Consider the following 17,048-nt stretch of genomic DNA (forward strand, 5'->3'; position numbering starts at 1 on the left):
ATTGCGGTACATCGTCGTGCAATTGGCGTAGCTTGCGCGTTGTTAGATTCAATGTCGCTGTGCAGGTGTCGAACTGACCGCGCCGCATGTTAATCGGCGTTCTCGGCTATCTGCCTGATAAGTGCGTGAGCCGCTAAGGAACGAGCCATCCTGAATCACACGGTGCCGTGGACGGGGTTCCACCTCAAACGGACAGGGAACATCGATAACGCTGAGCGCATCGAGATCACTAACTGAATGATGGCCGACTGCGACACCGCCAAGGACGCCGCAAAGTATCTACGACCGAGTCGGGCTTCGCTATACGGTAATTCGACGACATACGAGTGACGTGACCCTATTTGTCGGTCCCGACAGATAGGGTCTCCGGGGTGAAGCGGTTGTGGTTGCTACGTGTGCGTGGGTCGCGCGCCTCCATGCCTAAAAGCAGGATGCGATGAAGCGTGACTCTCCACTGTGGAAGGTGATGGGTGAGCCGGCGAGCCCTGCTGAGGCTGCCGCGCTCGATGCGTTCCGCGAGCTGCTCCCAGACGATGGCATCACTACCGCCTGGGCAAACCTGACCTTCATAAACGACCAAGGGCGCACGGCCGAGGTCGACGTACTCCTGCTGACGGCTCACGGGATGTATCTCGTCGAACTCAAGGGCTGGCATGGCACGATCCGCGGCAATGCGCAGCGTTGGGACCATCGTCAGCGCAACGTCGAGAACCCCCGACTCGCGGCCGATCGCAAGGCGAAATGGCTGAAGGGTCTACTGCAGGACCGCACGCCGAACCGATCCGCCAGGGGACAGGTACCCCGCATCCACGCCGTCGTGGTCATGCATGGTGAGGGCAGCACCGTCAGTATCGCCACCCCCGGCGACATCGGAGTGCTGACCCTTGACGGCTACCACGTCAAGTCTTCGCCCCACCTCTTGAAGTTCTCCGATTTCTTGGCCCAGCCGCCGCAGGATTTCCGGCAACCGATCGACTACCAGCGGGCGAGACAGGTTCGTGCGCTCTGTGATGCGGTGGGATTCACACCAACACCTAAGGTCCGGATGGTGGGTGACTTTGTCGTTGCCGACGACGAGCCGATCGCACAGGGGCGGGACTGGCAGGACGTGCTGGTTAACCTCCCGGCGTTGCCCGATGTCAAGCGTCGACTGCGCCTGTACGACGTGCCTGCGACGGCGTCGCCCGCGGACCGCCAGCAGATCGAGCAGCTTGCGCAGCGTGAGTTCCAGCTCACCCAGGGGCTGCGGCACAGCGGTATCGCAGTTCCGATCGACTTCAAGCGGACCGATGACGGCCCGGCTCTAGTGTTCGAGTACGACGCCAAGGAACTCCCGCTTGATGCCTACCTCGCGGGGGAGGGAGCCGAGCTCGATCTTGAACACCGCATCGCTCTGGTGATCCGCCTGGGCGAGATTCTGCGGTCCGCTCATAACGTTCACCTGCGCCATCGAGCGTTGTCGCCGCGACGTGTGTGGGCGACCCCTGGTGCCGACGACCTGCCGCACCTCACGATTCGTGATTGGTACTTCGCTCAGCGTGACAGCTCGACCCGGAACGCATCCCGGCTGACCGCTATCAGTGCGGGTGTCGACGACATCATGGGTGTAGCCGACCAGGACGACTGGATCTGGCTCGCCCCCGAGGCTCGTCATTCGGTCGACGGGCTCCCTCCAATTCCGCTGGACGTCTATGGGTTTGGTGTGCTGGCCTATCTCATTTTGACGGGAAAGCCGCCGGCCGAAACTTTTGTGGAGTTGGAACAACGGCTGTCGGACGCGGGCGAGCTTGATCCCCGCGCAGCGTCGCCAGGCATGCCTGACGGTGTCGCCGACGTCGTGGCGTTGGCAACTCGTGCGGTCGAGTCGGAGCGGTTGTCAACGATTGAGGAAGTGTTGGAGCTTCTTCGGCGCGAGAGCGACGAGCTTCGCCGCGGAGACCAGGTCGAGGACCCGACACCGGTGAAAGACCCCGTCGACGCGCAAAAGGGTGACGCCGTAGCCGAACGCTTCATCGTGTCCGCTCGTCGTGGCGAAGGTTCCAGCGGCGTAGCGCTCGCAGTCCACGACACCGACTCGGAGGATCCCAACCGCGAGGTCGTGCTCAAAGTCGCTCGTACTGAATCGGCAGGGCGCCGGCTCGGGCTCGAAGCCGAGGTGTTGAGAGCGCTCGATCACCGTCGGGTGGTGCGGCTCGTCGCTGGGCCGCTCGACGTCGGAGATAGACGCGCGCTTCTACTCAGTGACGCTGGCAAGGAGACACTGGCTACCCGACTCTCCAAGGAGGGCCGGGCCACGGTGGGCCAGCTAGAGCAGTACGGCAGCCAATTGCTGGAAGCCATGATCTACCTGGAATCCCAGGGTGTCTTTCACCGCGACATCAAGCCGGCGAATCTGGGCATCACTCCAGATCCCGGCACCAGGAGGCCGTCCCTGGTGCTGTTCGACTTCTCTCTCGCGAGTGAGAGTGTTGACAACGTCGCGTCCGGCACACCGAGCTATCTGGATCCTTACCTCGGTCGAGGACGGCGACAGAAGTACGACCGGGCAGCCGAACTGTGGGCTGTCTCGACCACCCTCTTCGAGATGGCGACGGGGCAGCTTCCATGGTGGGGAGAGAGTGCGGGACGCCCCGCCGACCCGAGTGACCCGCCGATCATCGAGCCCACAAGTTTCGAGCCGGCCGTGGCAACTCAGCTCACGGCATTCTTCCAACGTGCCCTAAGCCCCGACATCGGTTCACGATTCAGCAACGCTGATGAGTTGGCAGTCGCGTGGCAGGGAGTGTTCGCCGCTCTCGACACAAAGGAGGATGGCGGGGCCGGAAGCGACGACCTCGCCGACGCCGCTACGCTCGATACCCCTTTGGAGCGCGCGGGCCTGTCCGCGCGGGCGTTGTCCGGCGTGTCGCGTCTCGATGTGGCGACCGTCGGGCAATTGCTGGGCGTCCACCCGACCCGGATCAACTCGGTACGAGGCCTCGGGGAGACCTACCGCAAGGAAATTCAGGCAAGAATTCGCGGCTGGCGGTCACGGCTCAGCGGTGCGGAGGACATCGGCACTGGTCAGCCGATGGGCACAGAGCGCCTCGTCTCCTTACTGGTAGACCAGCTCAAGGGTGCAGAGCAGACGGTGATCGAGCGGCTCCTTGGACTATCTGGTGACGCGGCCGCCGGTGAATGGCCCTCCACGGGAGACACAGCCCGATCATTTGGGATGACCCGAGAGCGCGTCGCGCATGTGGTGGATCACGCAGTCACGGCGTGGGGCAAGAAGGCCCGCCCTGCCATCGATGGCGTGCGAGACGAAGCGGCCACACTCCTTGCCCGCAACGGCCGAGTGATGGCGGTGACGTCCCTCGCGAACGCACTGGTTGCCCAGCGCGGTTCTCTGTTGGACGGGGACGATCGCCTTCGGCAAGGTGCCGCCTTGCTGCGGACAGCGTACGAGGTAGATGCGCGTATGCCCGAGCCAGCGTTGGAACTGCGGCGAGGTATCGGGAAGCGTCCCGACCTCGTCGCACTCCGAGAGACAGCAGACCCTGATGAAACAGGGCACGAGTTCGCGCCGGCCGACATCCTGACGGAGACGGCAATCGAGTTGGGCCGCCGAGCGGACGACCTTGTCGCTGCCGGGGTTGTGCCCGTCGCAACAGCGAATACCGCCCTGGTCGAAATCGTAAGCGAGGCAGGAGCTTTCCCGCTTATGGACCTGACAGGGCGTCGGCTCTTGACTCTGGCCGCCTCTGTCTCGGCAAAGGCTGCCGTCTCGGGGTTCGACGAGTTGTATCCACTTGACCTCGACCCCAAGGAAGCCGTCGAGCGCGCATTGCGCGGCAAACCTGGCCGGCGCATCAGCGAGGCCGCCGTCCGGCGCAGTGTGGCAGCACGCTTCCCGGAGGTGGCGCTCCCAGCTGCCTCGCAGCAACTCGATGCACTCGTTTCCGCGGCCCTGCCTGGCGTGGTGAACCGCAACGGTGTCTATGAGCTAGCTTCCGAAGTGCGCTCGGCGACGCATACCGCCAGCGGTTTCACGGTCTTCGCGCCGGTTGTGGTCGCAGAGGCCGCGACGAAGCTGGAAGAGTCGCTCTCGCGTAATGGTGCACTCACGCTGACCACACCACCCAAGCGATACGTGAAGGCAACACACGAACTTTCGAACCGGTACGGCGTCGAAATACTTGATGTGGCGTCACTTGTTGTGAATGCGGCGCGGGCACTCGCCGACCAGGGCGGAGCAAGCTGGGAGGTCGTTCTCGGCGCAGATGCCGAGCAGAAGGGCAGCGAGGGCTGGTCGAGACTCGTCGGCCTTGTCCAGCAAGCCCTGAAGCCAGCCTGGGAGGAAAGACTCGCAGCGGACAAGCCGTTGATCATCGTCAATGCTGGCCCGCTCGTGAGATATGGCATGGCAGAGCTTCTTTCGACGCTGCTCGATGTCGGGACTCCCCGCCCAGCTGCCCGCTGGCTGCTGGTAGCCAAGCAGGGCAGCCAAGCCGTCCCCTTGCTGGAGGGCAAGCCCGTGCCGCTCGGTCCTAGCGGCTGGGTCGAGCTGCCCGCAGACCTCTCGCTCCTTACAGAGCACACAATCACCCGCAGTAACTCAGGAGCACAAAAGTGATCGACTCGTCCGCCCTCCTCGCCGACCTCAAGGCGCAGCTCAAGCTTCTCCAAGCTGACCTGAAACAGCGCGCCGAGGACCCCTCGAACTCCTGGGGTGAGCGATTGAAAGAGGAGTACGCCGAAGCGTTCCGCCGCAAGCGGACCGGCTGGGATTGGGTGGATTGGCGCGACAACGAGGTCGACCAGGCTGCCGTGGCCTGGATTGTCTCAACGACTTTCCTGCGCTTCTGTGAGGACAATGATCTTCTCGTCGGCGCCAAGATCGACGGTCTGCCTATCGCCGTTGGCTGGATCGCCGGACCGGGTGACCGGGTGCAGCGCGCTGAGGAGAACCTCACCGCCTATTTCCGTGACAACCCGACTCACAACCGTCGTCACTGGCTCCAACAGGGGTTTGCCGTGCTCGCCGCACAGCCGGCGGGGCAGTCATTGGTCGACCCGAAACACAATCCGGTGTGGCGGGCAGAGATCAGCCCGGAATCGGCGACTGCGCTGATCGCATTCTGGCGGCGCACCCATGAGGGTGGCGCTCTCGTCCATGACTTCACGGACCCCGACCTCGAGACCCGATTCCTCGGTGACCTCTACCAAGACCTTTCGGAACATGCCCGGGATACCTATGCGCTGCTGCAGACGCCGGTGTTCGTGGAGGAGTTCATCCTCGACCAGACGCTGACCCCTGCGGTTGCGGAGTTCGGGCTCGACGGCCTCAAGCTGATCGACCCCGCCTGTGGATCAGGGCACTTCCTGCTCGGTGCCTTCGAGCGGCTCAACCAGGCGTGGCTCGAAGCCGCACCCGGACTTGACGCCAAGGAGCGGGTGCGCCGAGCGATGGCGTCGATTCACGGCGTGGATATCAACCCCTTCGCCGCAGCGATTGCCCGGTTCCGACTCACTGTTGCCGGCCTGAAGGCGGCGGGTGAACGGTCGCTCGTTGGTGTGCCGGCGATGGGATTCCGCCTCGCCATCGGCGACTCACTGCTGGGCATCCAAGGTGGCCTTGCTCAGACGATTGACTTCGAAGAGGACGATGCCGTGCCTGCGTTCTCCTACGACACCGAAGACCTCAACGAGTACTTCGGGATTCTTCAGCCAGGCCAGTACCACGTGGTGGTCGGAAACCCGCCGTACATCCAGCCGAAGGACAAAGCTCTCAATGCGCTGTACCGGGCCGCATACGTCTCGGCCTCCCGGAAGTACGCACTATCCGCGCCGTTCATGGAGTTGCTATTCCGCCTCGCGATTCGCGGTGAGCCGGCACAAGGAGCTGGGTACGTCGGGCAGATCACGTCGAATTCGTTCATGAAGAGGGAGTTTGGTAAGAAGCTCATCGAGTATCTATTCGCCGGTCATGCCATCGGCAACCCGATCGATCTCACAACGGTTATCGACAGCTCGGGCGCCTATATCCCCGGCCACGGAACCCCGACGGTGATTATCGTTGGCCGCCGCCGCAGACCTGTTGCCGATCGGGTGCGTGCGGTTCTTGGTGTACGCGGTGAGCCTGGCCAACCAGCGGACCCTTCGCAGGGTCTGGTGTGGACCGAGATTGTGGAGCACGTCGGTGGTCCTGAATACAACGGAGACTTTGTCACTGTGGCCGACCTCGATCGAAGTGTTTTATCGGCGCATCCGTGGTCGCTTACCGGTGGCGGCGCCGCTGAACTACGTGAGGCCATTGAGGATGCAGCACCTCGCAAGCTTGGGTCGGTAATGGAAGAAGCGGGGTTTTCCGACATCACCGGTAATGACGATGTATTTCTTATGCCCCCGCGAGTGGCGACCAGAAAACGAATGGAAACCCAATGTCGCCCGTTTGTGGAAGGTGACGTCGTTCGCGACTACAAATTTGATTCTCGTTCGGTCGCCTTCTTGTCGATGACTGCTTCGGGCAGTCCGATTGAACCGCCGCTGACCGCGATTCAGCACGTGTGGTTGTTCCGGAAGTTGCTTCGCTCAGCCATATACTTCGGAAAGACCCCAGAACAGCGAGGTTTGCGCTGGTACGACCACGCGATCTACCAGCCGGGAAAGCATGCAAATGGCCTATTGATCACCTACGCGTTCGTCTCCACGCATAATCACTTCGCTTTGGAGCGAGGGGGGCACCTGTTCAACAAGTCAGCACCTGTGATCAAGCTGCCAGAAGGTGCGACTGAGGATCAGCACCTGGAACTGCTTGGTGCCCTAAACTCCTCCACGGGCTGCTTCTGGCTCAAGCAGGTCAGTTACCCGAAGGGCGGCGACCCGGTGGGTTCGGAAGGTGCGCGTGTCAGCGCCTCGGGCTGGGATGATCGCTACGAGTTCACCGGCACGAAACTCCAACAATTCCCGCTGCCTTCGACGCTTCCGCTGGACCGCGGGCGCATTCTTGATGAGCTGGCGCGAGAACTCGAGGCCTCCACGCCGTCCGCTGTGACAGCGACCTGGCTCGCCAGTCCGACCGGGAGCCTGGGCGATTCGCTGCTGACCGCCGAAGCAGATTGGAGTCGGCTCCGGTCACGGATGATCTTCGAGCAGGAAGAGTTGGATTGGGAAGTCTACCGGCTGTACGGCTTGATCGATGCCGACCTGACGTACTCCGGTTCCGTCGTCGACGGAATTGCACTGGGCCAAAGGGCATTTGAGATTGCTCTCGCTCGGCGTGTCGAGGATGGCTCTGAGAAGACAGCCTGGTTTGAGCGGCACCGTTCGACCCCGATCACTGAACTGCCCGACTCTTGGCCGGACGACTACGAGGCACTTGTTCAGCAGCGTCTTGACCTGATGGAATCCGACAAATCTGTTCGGCTTCTGGAGAAGCCGGAATTCAAGCGCCGCTGGGCCGTCACCGCCTGGGACGCACAGCGCACCGCCGCTCTGCAAGCGGCAGTCCTCGACCGGCTTGAAGACCCGGTCCTGTGGCAGGATCCGCAGGGGCCGATCACTAGGTCGGTGGCTGAACTCGCTGACCTGCTCCGTACCGACCAGGTACTTAAAGAGCTCGCTCGCGCCCTCACCGGCACCGCTGAGCCGGATCTTGGTGCCGTCATCGGAGGCCTAGTCACCGACGAGGCTGTGCCGTTCCTGGCCGCCCACCGCTACAAGCCTGCAGGCGTTGAGAAGTATCGCGCGTGGCAGAGCGTGTGGTCGCTGCAGCGGCGTGAGGACGCCGGCGAAAAGGTCACCATCCCGGTGCCGCCGAAGTACTCGCAGGGCGACTTCCGGAAGACGTCGTACTGGAAGGCACGGGGCAAGCTCGACGTACCGAAGGAGCGTTTCATCTCATATCCCGGTGTGGCGCGCGAAGGAGACGCGACACCGGTGCTCGGCTGGGCTGGCTGGTCCTACCGAGACCAGGCACTCGCCCTCGCCCGCGAGATTCCTGTCCAGCAGGCGCTCGGTGCCGACGACGAGGCCCTGGAGCCGCTCGTCGCAGGACTTGTGGAGTTGGAACCCTGGCTGACGCAGTGGCACTCGGAGATCGAACCTCAGTTCGGCGCCAGCCCCGCCTCGGTCATCACAGGCGTCGTTGACCAGTACCTTGCCCGTATGGAGAAGACACGCGATCAGGTGACGGCGTGGACACCGCCGGCCACAACCCGTGGACGGAAGACGTCGCGATGACCAGCTTGTCTTTGCCTTTGCGGGACGCGATCGACATCCCGTACGCCGTCCACGACGACGACTTCGTCCTACAGATCCACCGCGCACAAGAAGCGGCGTCTCAAACACTCGCCGACTACGTGGTCACCGAGTCGATCGCAGAGTCGTTCGAGAAGGGACTGACGCTGGTCGAGGCCACGCTGTCGAGCGGATCCTCCAAAGGTGCCTTCATCCACGGCTCGTTCGGTTCCGGTAAGTCGCACTACATGGCCGTCATGCATCTCCTCCTTGCCGGCAACCCAGATGCCAAGGCGCTGCCCGGCCTCCAGGCCCAAGTCGCTAAACATGATGCCCTGCTCAACCGCAAACTGCTCGCGATCGACTACCACCTCATCGGGGCAGAGTCCTTCGAGTCAGCACTCTTCGGTGGCTACCTCGCGACCATGAAAAAGCGCCACCCAGATGCGCCGGTGCCGGTGCTGCACCGGTCGGAGTCGCTGTTCGAGAACGCCGATCAGTTGCGCTCGCAGCTCGGGGACGACCAGTTCTTCGCCCGGTTCGAGGCAAGTGGCTCGGGTTCCTCAGGCTGGGGCACGTTCGCCGCCACGTTGACTCCTGAGACGTATGACGCTGCACGCACCAAGCCAGCAGGCGACGCCGACCGCCAGCGTGTCGTAGCCGACCTCGTTCGCACCTATTTCCCAGCCTTCGAGAACACAGGTACCTGGCTGGACATGACCGACGGTCTGCAAGCCATGACCGCGCACGCCAAGAACCTCGGTTACGAGGGTGTCGTGCTCTTCCTCGATGAGCTGGTGCTGTGGCTGGCCAACCACCTGCGCGACACCGCGTTCATCCAGACCGAAACCTCAAAGGTCGCCAAGCTCGTCGAGACCGGCATCGGCGCACTGCCAATTCCGTTGGTGTCCTTTGTTGCTCGTCAGCGCAACCTCAAGGACTTCCTCGGCGGCGGGGCGGTCGGTGCGGAGCAGGTCGCCCTCGATGACTCCTTCCAGTGGTGGGAGGGCCGCTTCGAGAAGATCACCCTCGCCGCAGCTAACCTTCCCCAGATCGTCCACAAGCGACTCCTCGAGCCGACCAATGAAGTCGGTCGGGACGCCCTCGCCGCGGCAGTAGCTCGGGTACGCGCGAACCCAGTGGCCTTCAAATACCTGCTCACCGACGAAGCCGGCTCGGCCGCCGTCGACTTCGAGCAGGTCTACCCGTTCTCACCTGCGCTGGTAGACGCCATGGTCGCGCTCTCGTCGATCATGCAGCGCGAGCGCACGGCGCTGAAGATCATGAGTGAGTTGTTGTCGCGCGGTCGTGACGAGTTGACCGTCGGCGACGTGATCCCGGTCGGCGACCTCTTCGATGTGGTCGTCCTTGGCGACGCCGAGCCGCTGACCGACGACATGAAGAAACTGTTTCGTGCCGCGCGTGCCTTCTACACCCGAAAGATGCATCCCTACCTGCTGAACCGGCACAGCCTGACCGAGGAGGAAGCGAAGGGACTGCCGCGGAACCACCCCTTCCGGCGCGACGACCGGCTCGCCAAGACGCTTTTGGTCGCTGCCATCGCCCCGGGCGCACCGTCGCTGAAGGACCTCACCGCCTCGAAGCTGGCGGCGCTCAACTTCGGCACCGTGGTCACGATGATTCCTGGGCAGGAAGCAATCCAGGTTGTCGCACTTGCCCGCGAGTGGACGACAGAGTTCGGTGAAATTACCGTCGGGTCGCCAGCGGGTGATCCGGTCATCACCCTGCAACTGTCGGGCGTCGACTATGACTCGGTCCTTGTCCACGTACAGAACGAAGACACTCACGAAAACCGGCGCAGCTTGCTGCGGCGCCTGCTGGCCGAGCAGATCGGTGCCTCGCCGACTGGCACGTTGGGGAGCGAATACTCCCTTGCTCATGTGTGGCGGGGCCAAAAGCGCGAGGTTGATGTCGTATTCGGGAACGTCCGTGACGCACGGGCGCTGCCTGATAGCGCTCTCACCGCCACTGGCGGACGCTGGAAACTGGTGATCGACTTCCCATTCGACGACGCGGGCCACCCGCCGTCCGATGATGTGCTGCGCCTCGTGCAACTCAAGCTGGACGGTCTGGAGAGCGACACGATCGCGTGGCTGCCACATTTCCTGACCGCTTCGCGCATGGACGATATCGGCAAACTCGTCGTTCTTGACTACCTGCTGACCGGGGCACGGTTCGACCAGTATTCGACATCCCTACCGGTCAACGACCGCGAGCCTGCCCGAAGGCAACTCGCCAACCAACGAGATTCCCTGCGCGAACAGATCGTGCTGGCGTTGCGCCAGTCCTACAGCATTGATGCGCCGACTGATGACCACCTCGGCGAACGAGTGCCCGAAGGGAACACCTTCGTCACCCTCGCACCCGACTACGACCCGCAGAAACCGTCTTCGCCCTCCTTTGCCGATGCCGTCGTGGCAGTTCTCGGAGGCGGGCTTGATGCGCGTTTCCCGACCCATCCAGTTGTCGATCGCCGTACTGACGAAGTCCGCAAGACAGAGTTCAGCGCCGTGCTCGACCTCGCGCGCAATGCAATGGCACAGGGCGGACGCATCGACACCGTCGACAGAACCACTGCGAGCAAGGTGCGGCGGGTGGTCGATGCCTACGGCGTCGGTGCCCTGAGCGAAGTGACCTACGTCCTGGACACGGTGCGCTTTGCCTGGCATGACGACTTCACGAAGGCACTCGCCAGTGGCGATCCGACCGTCGGCGCGCTCCGAACCGCGCTCGCACCCACGGGCATGACCACCGATGCCCAGGATCTGTTGATTTTGGCGTGGGTGGCACTCACTGATCGGCAACTGCGCCGCCATGGGTCATCAGCAGGTTCGCCGGGGATCGGCGGATTGGCCAACGACATCACCCTTCAGGAGCCAATCCTCCCAAGTTCGGAGGACTGGACCAACGCCCTCGTCCGCGTCAAAGCGTTGTTCGGAATAGGGGCCAGTGAGCACCACCTGTCCAGCAGTGCTGTACAGCGGCTTGGTGACGAATTGATGGAGAAGGTCCGGCAGTTTGACCGGGGAGTGACTGACCTGGTCGGAGCCCTTGAAGGGCACAGTGACGTGCTCGGCTTGGAGGACGTGAGTCCCCGCCTTGGTACCGCGCGTCGTGCACGGGATCTGATCGGGGCTTTGCGCGATGCCGCAGACCATGTCGACCGGATTCGGGTGGTTGCCGAATTTGACTTGCCGGACGAACTGCAGCCGCTTGCCCGATCGCTCGCCACTGCAGCCGTTGTCGCGACAGCTATTCAGGGCGCGAATTGGCAGCTCCTGAACCAACTTCCGAGTTTGGGCGGAGAGCGGTCCGCCGCTCTCCTTGCCACGTTGCGGGCCGCTGCCGAAGCCGACCAGATGCACGCGGATTTGGCTCCCGCCCTTGTCTTAGCAGCTCGAGAGATCACCAAGATCCTCGTCGAGCAGCGTCCCAAGGATCCTAAGCCCGACCATGTGGCCGACGAAGAACAAGAACGAATCCGTCGTGAGCAAGAGGACCAACGTCGACGCGAGCAAGAAGAGGAACTCAAGCGGCGTGAGCAGGAAGCCGCCGACCGCGAGCGTCGCTTGCGGGAACAGGAAGACGAGTTCCGCCGTCGGCAAGAGGAGGCGCAACGCGAAGCCGAAGCACGCGCCAGCCAGCAACACACGATCGAAGTCGAGGCGGTTTCGCAACTCGAGTCTCTCGTCAAGAATCTGACAGCCGAACTCAGCCGTCCGGTGGAGGGCAAGAAGTTGAGGATTGACTGGCGATGGTTCTGAGCGAGCGGCTCCGCACCGTCAGCATCTCGCCGGCGATGGTGCAGCAGAGAGCAGCAGACCTGGTCAAGTCGGATGCCCAGATCCTTTTACTTCGTGCGCGTCCCGAGTGGAGACACGGCGATGTCAAGGTTGGGGACGCAGTTGTCCGAGTACTGCCAGGTGTGTCTCAGCTCGCCGTTCTCGACATCCTGGCGTCGTTGGCAACTGATGAGCGAGCAATCGTTCTGACCGACCGGCCAGCGGAGGACCTTGGCGACGCAGTTCTTGCTCGCGCGTACAAGAATGTCATCGAACTGCCAGATGAGTGGCAGGCCGTTCCTCGGCTGTTTCCTGGGGCGATCGAGGTCGGTCGCGACCTCCGGCGTCTGGATTGGGCCGCAACAGCACTGCTCGATCACCAGCCACCAGGTGGATGGCCGCGATCGGTTGAACCCGCGCTCACCGCTCGCCATGCCGTCGGTTCTCTCCTCGCACGTGTTCTCGGACTGAGTGCCGAGGTTCAGCTGGATGGCGTTGTGCTCCTGACGGCGTTGGGGAGACGAAACGTGCGTGCTGCGTGGGCCGCGATTGATGCGCCGTTGCGTGCGCACTTGATCGATTGGGCTGGAACCGAATTGGGCGATCCTGCAGCCGTTGCCCTGCAGATCGCTCAGCGCAATGAGCACGTCACCCCACTTGCCGTTGGCCTGGTGTTAGACGTCTTGTGGCCTGAGGACGGTGTTCCGCCCACGGAGACACAGATTTCCGCGCGGGTGCGGGTCGAGGCCTTCATCGCTGGGAAGGCGGTTCCTGTCGACGTCGCGAAGGCCACTGCGCAACTGGCCAAGGCGGCCGTGCTGCGCCTAGAGGTGGATAACCCTCCCGAACTGGGTGTCGCCTTGCAGCAAGCAGAAGCACTCCTCGGTGACCTCGGCTGGGCTGAGGGAACCGAGCGATCGGCCGTCCTGCATCCTGGGTATCTGGCACGTGTCCGTGGACTCGCGTCGGCGCTGACCTCCGGTGACAACGTCGAGCAGGCACTAGCTCACGTCCTTGCACACCGCGACGCCGATGCCTCGCAGGCACCGGCGATGGCCGTGCGCCTCCATCGCTGGCTTGCCACCAATGAGAATTCCTCAGCATCACTCGGTAGCGATCTCCAACGACAGATGAACGACGGTGCGTGGGTGGACGCCGCCACCGGTGCTGTGTGGCATGGTTCCGATGACCCGACTGTCACGGCTGCGTATCAACAGCTTCTCGACAAGGTGCACGGGCGCCGCAAGCAGCGTGATCGCGCCGCAGCATCGCGACTAGACCAAGTCAACGGGGCTGACGACCAACACGCGATCGGTGTGGAGCGACTGCTCGCCGAGATCGTTGATCCGTGGCGTCGCCAAGGCGGTGCAACTCTCATCGTGCTGGATGGAATGAGTAGCGCCATAGCCACAGCGCTCGCTTCCGAAGTTGCCCGGTTGGGCCTTGTGGAGTGGGTTCCCTCGTCAACGCACGCACGGCGTGCTGTGGCGGCGGCGTTGCCATCGCTGACGAACGTCTCTCGCGCTTCGTTGTTCTGTGGTGAGATCTGCTCAGGCACCGGTGAAGACGAGAAACGCGGGCTGTCAACGGCATTCCCCGGCGCAAAACTTTTCCATAAGAACGACCTGCGGTCCGAAGGTGGTGCGTCGCTGCCTAGCGATGTGATGGCCGCGGTGAGGGATGGCGCCATTCCCGTTGTCGGAGTGGTGATCAACGCAATCGATGACGCGACCCATAAGAACGACCTGTCAGCGTGGAATTGGGATCTGCGTTCGCTCGATCCTCTGCGAGCGCTCCTGGAGGCCGCCATCTCCGCCCGGCGCGCAGTTATCCTGACGTCAGATCACGGCCACGTCGTCGAGCGCGGTACCGAGGCGCTGAGCGTCAGCGGTGCCGATTCCCGTTGGCGGCCGGCCTCGGCCGGTGCTGCTGGCGATGGAGAAGTGCTCGTATCAGGGCCGCGGGTGATCGCACCAGGAGGCGAAGCGGTGTTGCTCTGGCGTGATGACGCGCACTACGGCCCCCGACATGCGGGCTACCACGGTGGTGCCAGCCTCGCGGAGCTGACGATTCCGGTACTCGTGTTTCAAGCTGCTGCAGTGGCGGCCGGGGCACCTGGGTGGGAGCCGGCCGCGCCGCAGGTGCCGTTGTGGTGGAACGATCCGGTCGCCTCCACCGCGGAGGCCCCGACGAAGCCCACCGGGCAGCCGACGAAGACGAAGGCGTCGGGTCAACGTGATGGGTTGTTCGAACTCCACGAGTTGCCCACGTCGACGAAAGCCCCCGCGGGGATTGTCGAAGCGGTGCTTGCATCGACCACGTATGCCGAGCAAAAGCGGATGGCAGGTCGGCGTGCGCTCGACGACGGCACTGCCGGGGCGTTCTTGCGCGCACTGGTGGATCGTGGTGGTCGCGCTCACCAAGACACGGTGGCCGCTGCCGTCGGAATTCCAACCGCCGAGTTTGGACAGGTCTTTGCGGCCGTTCGGCGGTTATTCAATGTCGACGGGTACGGCGTCGTCGAGCTCGACACCGATGGCGTCACGCTGCGGCTCGATGAGTACCTCCTGCGCGAACAGTTCGACGTCAGAGGCGCGAGATGACCGACGTCTCGGGCGGCATCAGCCCGCGCCGTCGCAAGGACATCATCGATGCGCTGCGCCGCGGCACCGTGCCACAACAAGGGCTCGACGTCCTCGCTGTCGGTCTGGGCCGCTTCGAGGAAGCGATCGATGAAGAGCTGCAAACGGTTTCCGGCGGAGGCGCCGTCTTCAAAGCCGTCCGCGGCGAGTACGGCTCCGGTAAGACCTTCTTCTCCCGCTGGCTCACCGAGCGCGCCAAGCGCGCAGGGTTTGCAACCTCCGAAGTGCAGATCAGCGAGACGGAGACGCCCCTGCACAAGTTGGAGACCGTGTATCGGCGAATCACCGAGAACCTCTCTACCTCGACCACTCAGTCTGGTGCTCTTCGAGACGTCATTGATGGTTGGTTCTACATCCTTGATCACGACGTAAAGGACGGGGCCGGACAGCCGACCGGTTCGGAAGAAACACTCGAACTCCTCCACCGCCGGCTCTCAGATGTCTCGAAGGAGGCGCCGGCTTTCGCCGCGGTGCTGCGGCAGTATCGGTTGGCGCAGGCTGCGGGTAACACTGCGGAGGCAGATGGACTATTGGCATGGCTCGGTGGTCAGCCTCACGTAGCGGCCTCCGTGAAGCGTGCCGCGGGAGTGCGCGGCGACCTCGACCATTTCGGTGCTCTCGGTTTTCTTCAGGGTCTCCTCACGGTTCTTCGCGATTCGGACTACGTGGGGCTTGTCATTGTTTTCGATGAAGTTGAGACGTTGCAACGCATGAGAAGCGATGTTCGGGAGAAGTCGCTGAACGCACTTCGGCAGCTTATGGACGAGATCGATGGCGGCCGATTTCCTGGTCTGTATCTCCTTCTCACGGGAACGCCCGCCTTCTTCGACGGACAGCAAGGCGTGCAGCGTCTTCCGCCACTGGCCCAACGTCTTCAGACTGACTTCACTACCGACGCGCGCTTCGACAACCCGCGCGCAACGCAGGTCCGCCTCACCGGCTTTACACCAGAGTCGCTCTTGGAGCTAGGTAGTCGTGTTCGAGACATCTACGCGGCCGGAGCTAAGAATCCTGAGCGGATCAGGAGCGTCGTCGACGACGGCTACTTGAAGGACCTCGCTGCCGCGGTCGGCGGCGAGTTGGGTGGACGAACCGGAATCGCACCGCGGCTCTTCCTCAAGAAGTTGGTGTCCGACGTCCTCGACCGCGTGGACCTCTTCGAGGACTTCAATCCACGCCGCGATTACCACCTCACTGTCAGCACCGACGAGCTGACGCCGGCGGAGCGGGAGGCGCACGCGCGCACCAACCGCGCTCCGGCAGTAAGCGTCGACGAAATCGAGTTGGACCTCTAGCCGATGTCGGCGTCCACTGGGCTCGACCCGGCTATCGAGTACCACATAGTCAACTCGCTGGGCTGGGCCGCGCTCAGGCCACTACAAGCAGCCTCGGTCGATCCGGTGAGGTCTGGATCGGACTGCGTCCTTGTCGCACCGACTGCCGGTGGCAAGACCGAGGCTGCTGTTTTTCCTCTGCTCTCTGAGATGATCGAGGGCAACTGGTCAGGTACGACGATCCTCTACGTCACGCCACTTCGTGCTCTCCTGAACAACATTCACCCACGCGTGAGTGCCTACTGCTCCTGGCTAGGCCGAAGCGCGGGGTTGTGGCATGGCGATATTGGACAGTCCGAGCGTCGCGGCATGCTGGCCGACAGGCCAGACATTCTGCTGACGACCCCGGAATCCATTGAGGCCATGCTGGTGTCGCGGCGAGTCGATCATGAGCGCTTCTTGGGTTCCGTTCGAGCTGTCGTGATCGACGAACTTCACGCGTTCGCTGGATCTGACCGAGGTTGGCACTTACTCGCCGTGCTGGAGCGAGTGGAACGAATAGCTGGGCACAGGATTCAGCGAGTGGGGCTTTCCGCAACCATCGGCAACCCAGAAGTAGTTGGCGCATGGATGCAGGGTTCGACCGAAGGTCGGGAACCGGTCGTCGTGGTGCGCGAGGACTCACCGTCGACGGTAAACCCAGAGATCACAATCGACTACGTCGGCAGCATGGACAACGCCGCCACGGTCATTTCTCGGTTGCATCGGGGCGACAAGCGACTGGTGTTCGCCGAATCACGGCGGTCCGCCGAGGAAATCGCCTTCCTCTTACGCGAGCACGGCGTCCAGACGTTCGTGTCCCACTCGTCGCTCTCGGCTGACGAGAGGCGACAAAGTGAACGTGCTTTCGCCGAGGCCAAAGACACGGTCATTGTCGCGACTTCGACCCTCGAGCTTGGCATCGACATTGGCGACCTCGATCGCGTTATCCAGATCGACGCGCCGCGCACCGTTTCTTCGTTCCTGCAACGACTCGGCCGTACCGGCAGGCGGCTGGGGACGAGCCGCAATACCCCGTTCCTTTCCACCAGCCTCGACCGGCTACTCCC

General features: G+C 63.1%; 6 protein-coding genes. All 6 read left to right on the plus strand.

Annotated elements, in window-relative coordinates; genetic code table 11:
* Window positions 1–436: 436 nt before the first annotated feature.
* Window positions 437–4,615, plus strand: a complete 4,179-nt coding sequence (gene pglW / locus EB75_RS12765; protein WP_083612207.1) for a BREX system serine/threonine kinase PglW — start codon at window positions 437–439, stop codon at window positions 4,613–4,615.
* The gene (gene pglX / locus EB75_RS12770) at window positions 4,612–8,223 is read left to right on the plus strand and encodes a BREX-2 system adenine-specific DNA-methyltransferase PglX (protein ID WP_073695751.1); all 3,612 of its coding nucleotides are present in this window, start codon (window positions 4,612–4,614) and stop codon (window positions 8,221–8,223) included. Before pglW ends, pglX begins: the two co-directional genes overlap by 4 nt.
* Complete coding sequence (locus tag EB75_RS12775) at window positions 8,178–12,005, plus strand: DUF6079 family protein (protein WP_073695752.1); 3,828 nt, start codon at window positions 8,178–8,180, stop codon at window positions 12,003–12,005. Before pglX ends, EB75_RS12775 begins: the two co-directional genes overlap by 46 nt.
* Window positions 11,996–14,626, plus strand: a complete 2,631-nt coding sequence (pglZ, locus tag EB75_RS12785) for a BREX-2 system phosphatase PglZ (protein ID WP_083612208.1) — start codon at window positions 11,996–11,998, stop codon at window positions 14,624–14,626. The genes EB75_RS12775 and pglZ overlap by 10 nt, the downstream gene beginning before the upstream one ends.
* Window positions 14,623–15,960 carry a BREX system ATP-binding protein BrxD gene (brxD, locus tag EB75_RS12790; RefSeq protein ID WP_073695755.1) on the plus strand — a complete coding sequence of 446 codons (1,338 nt, stop codon included), beginning with the start codon at window positions 14,623–14,625 and terminating at the stop codon, window positions 15,958–15,960. Before pglZ ends, brxD begins: the two co-directional genes overlap by 4 nt.
* 3 nt (window positions 15,961–15,963) lie before the next feature.
* A partial coding sequence (locus EB75_RS12795; protein ID WP_142239575.1) for a DEAD/DEAH box helicase occupies window positions 15,964–17,048 on the plus strand: 1,085 nt, incomplete at its 3' end.

This window comes from Mycobacterium sp. ST-F2 (assembly GCF_001905655.1).
GTDB lineage: Bacteria > Actinomycetota > Actinomycetes > Mycobacteriales > Mycobacteriaceae > Mycobacterium.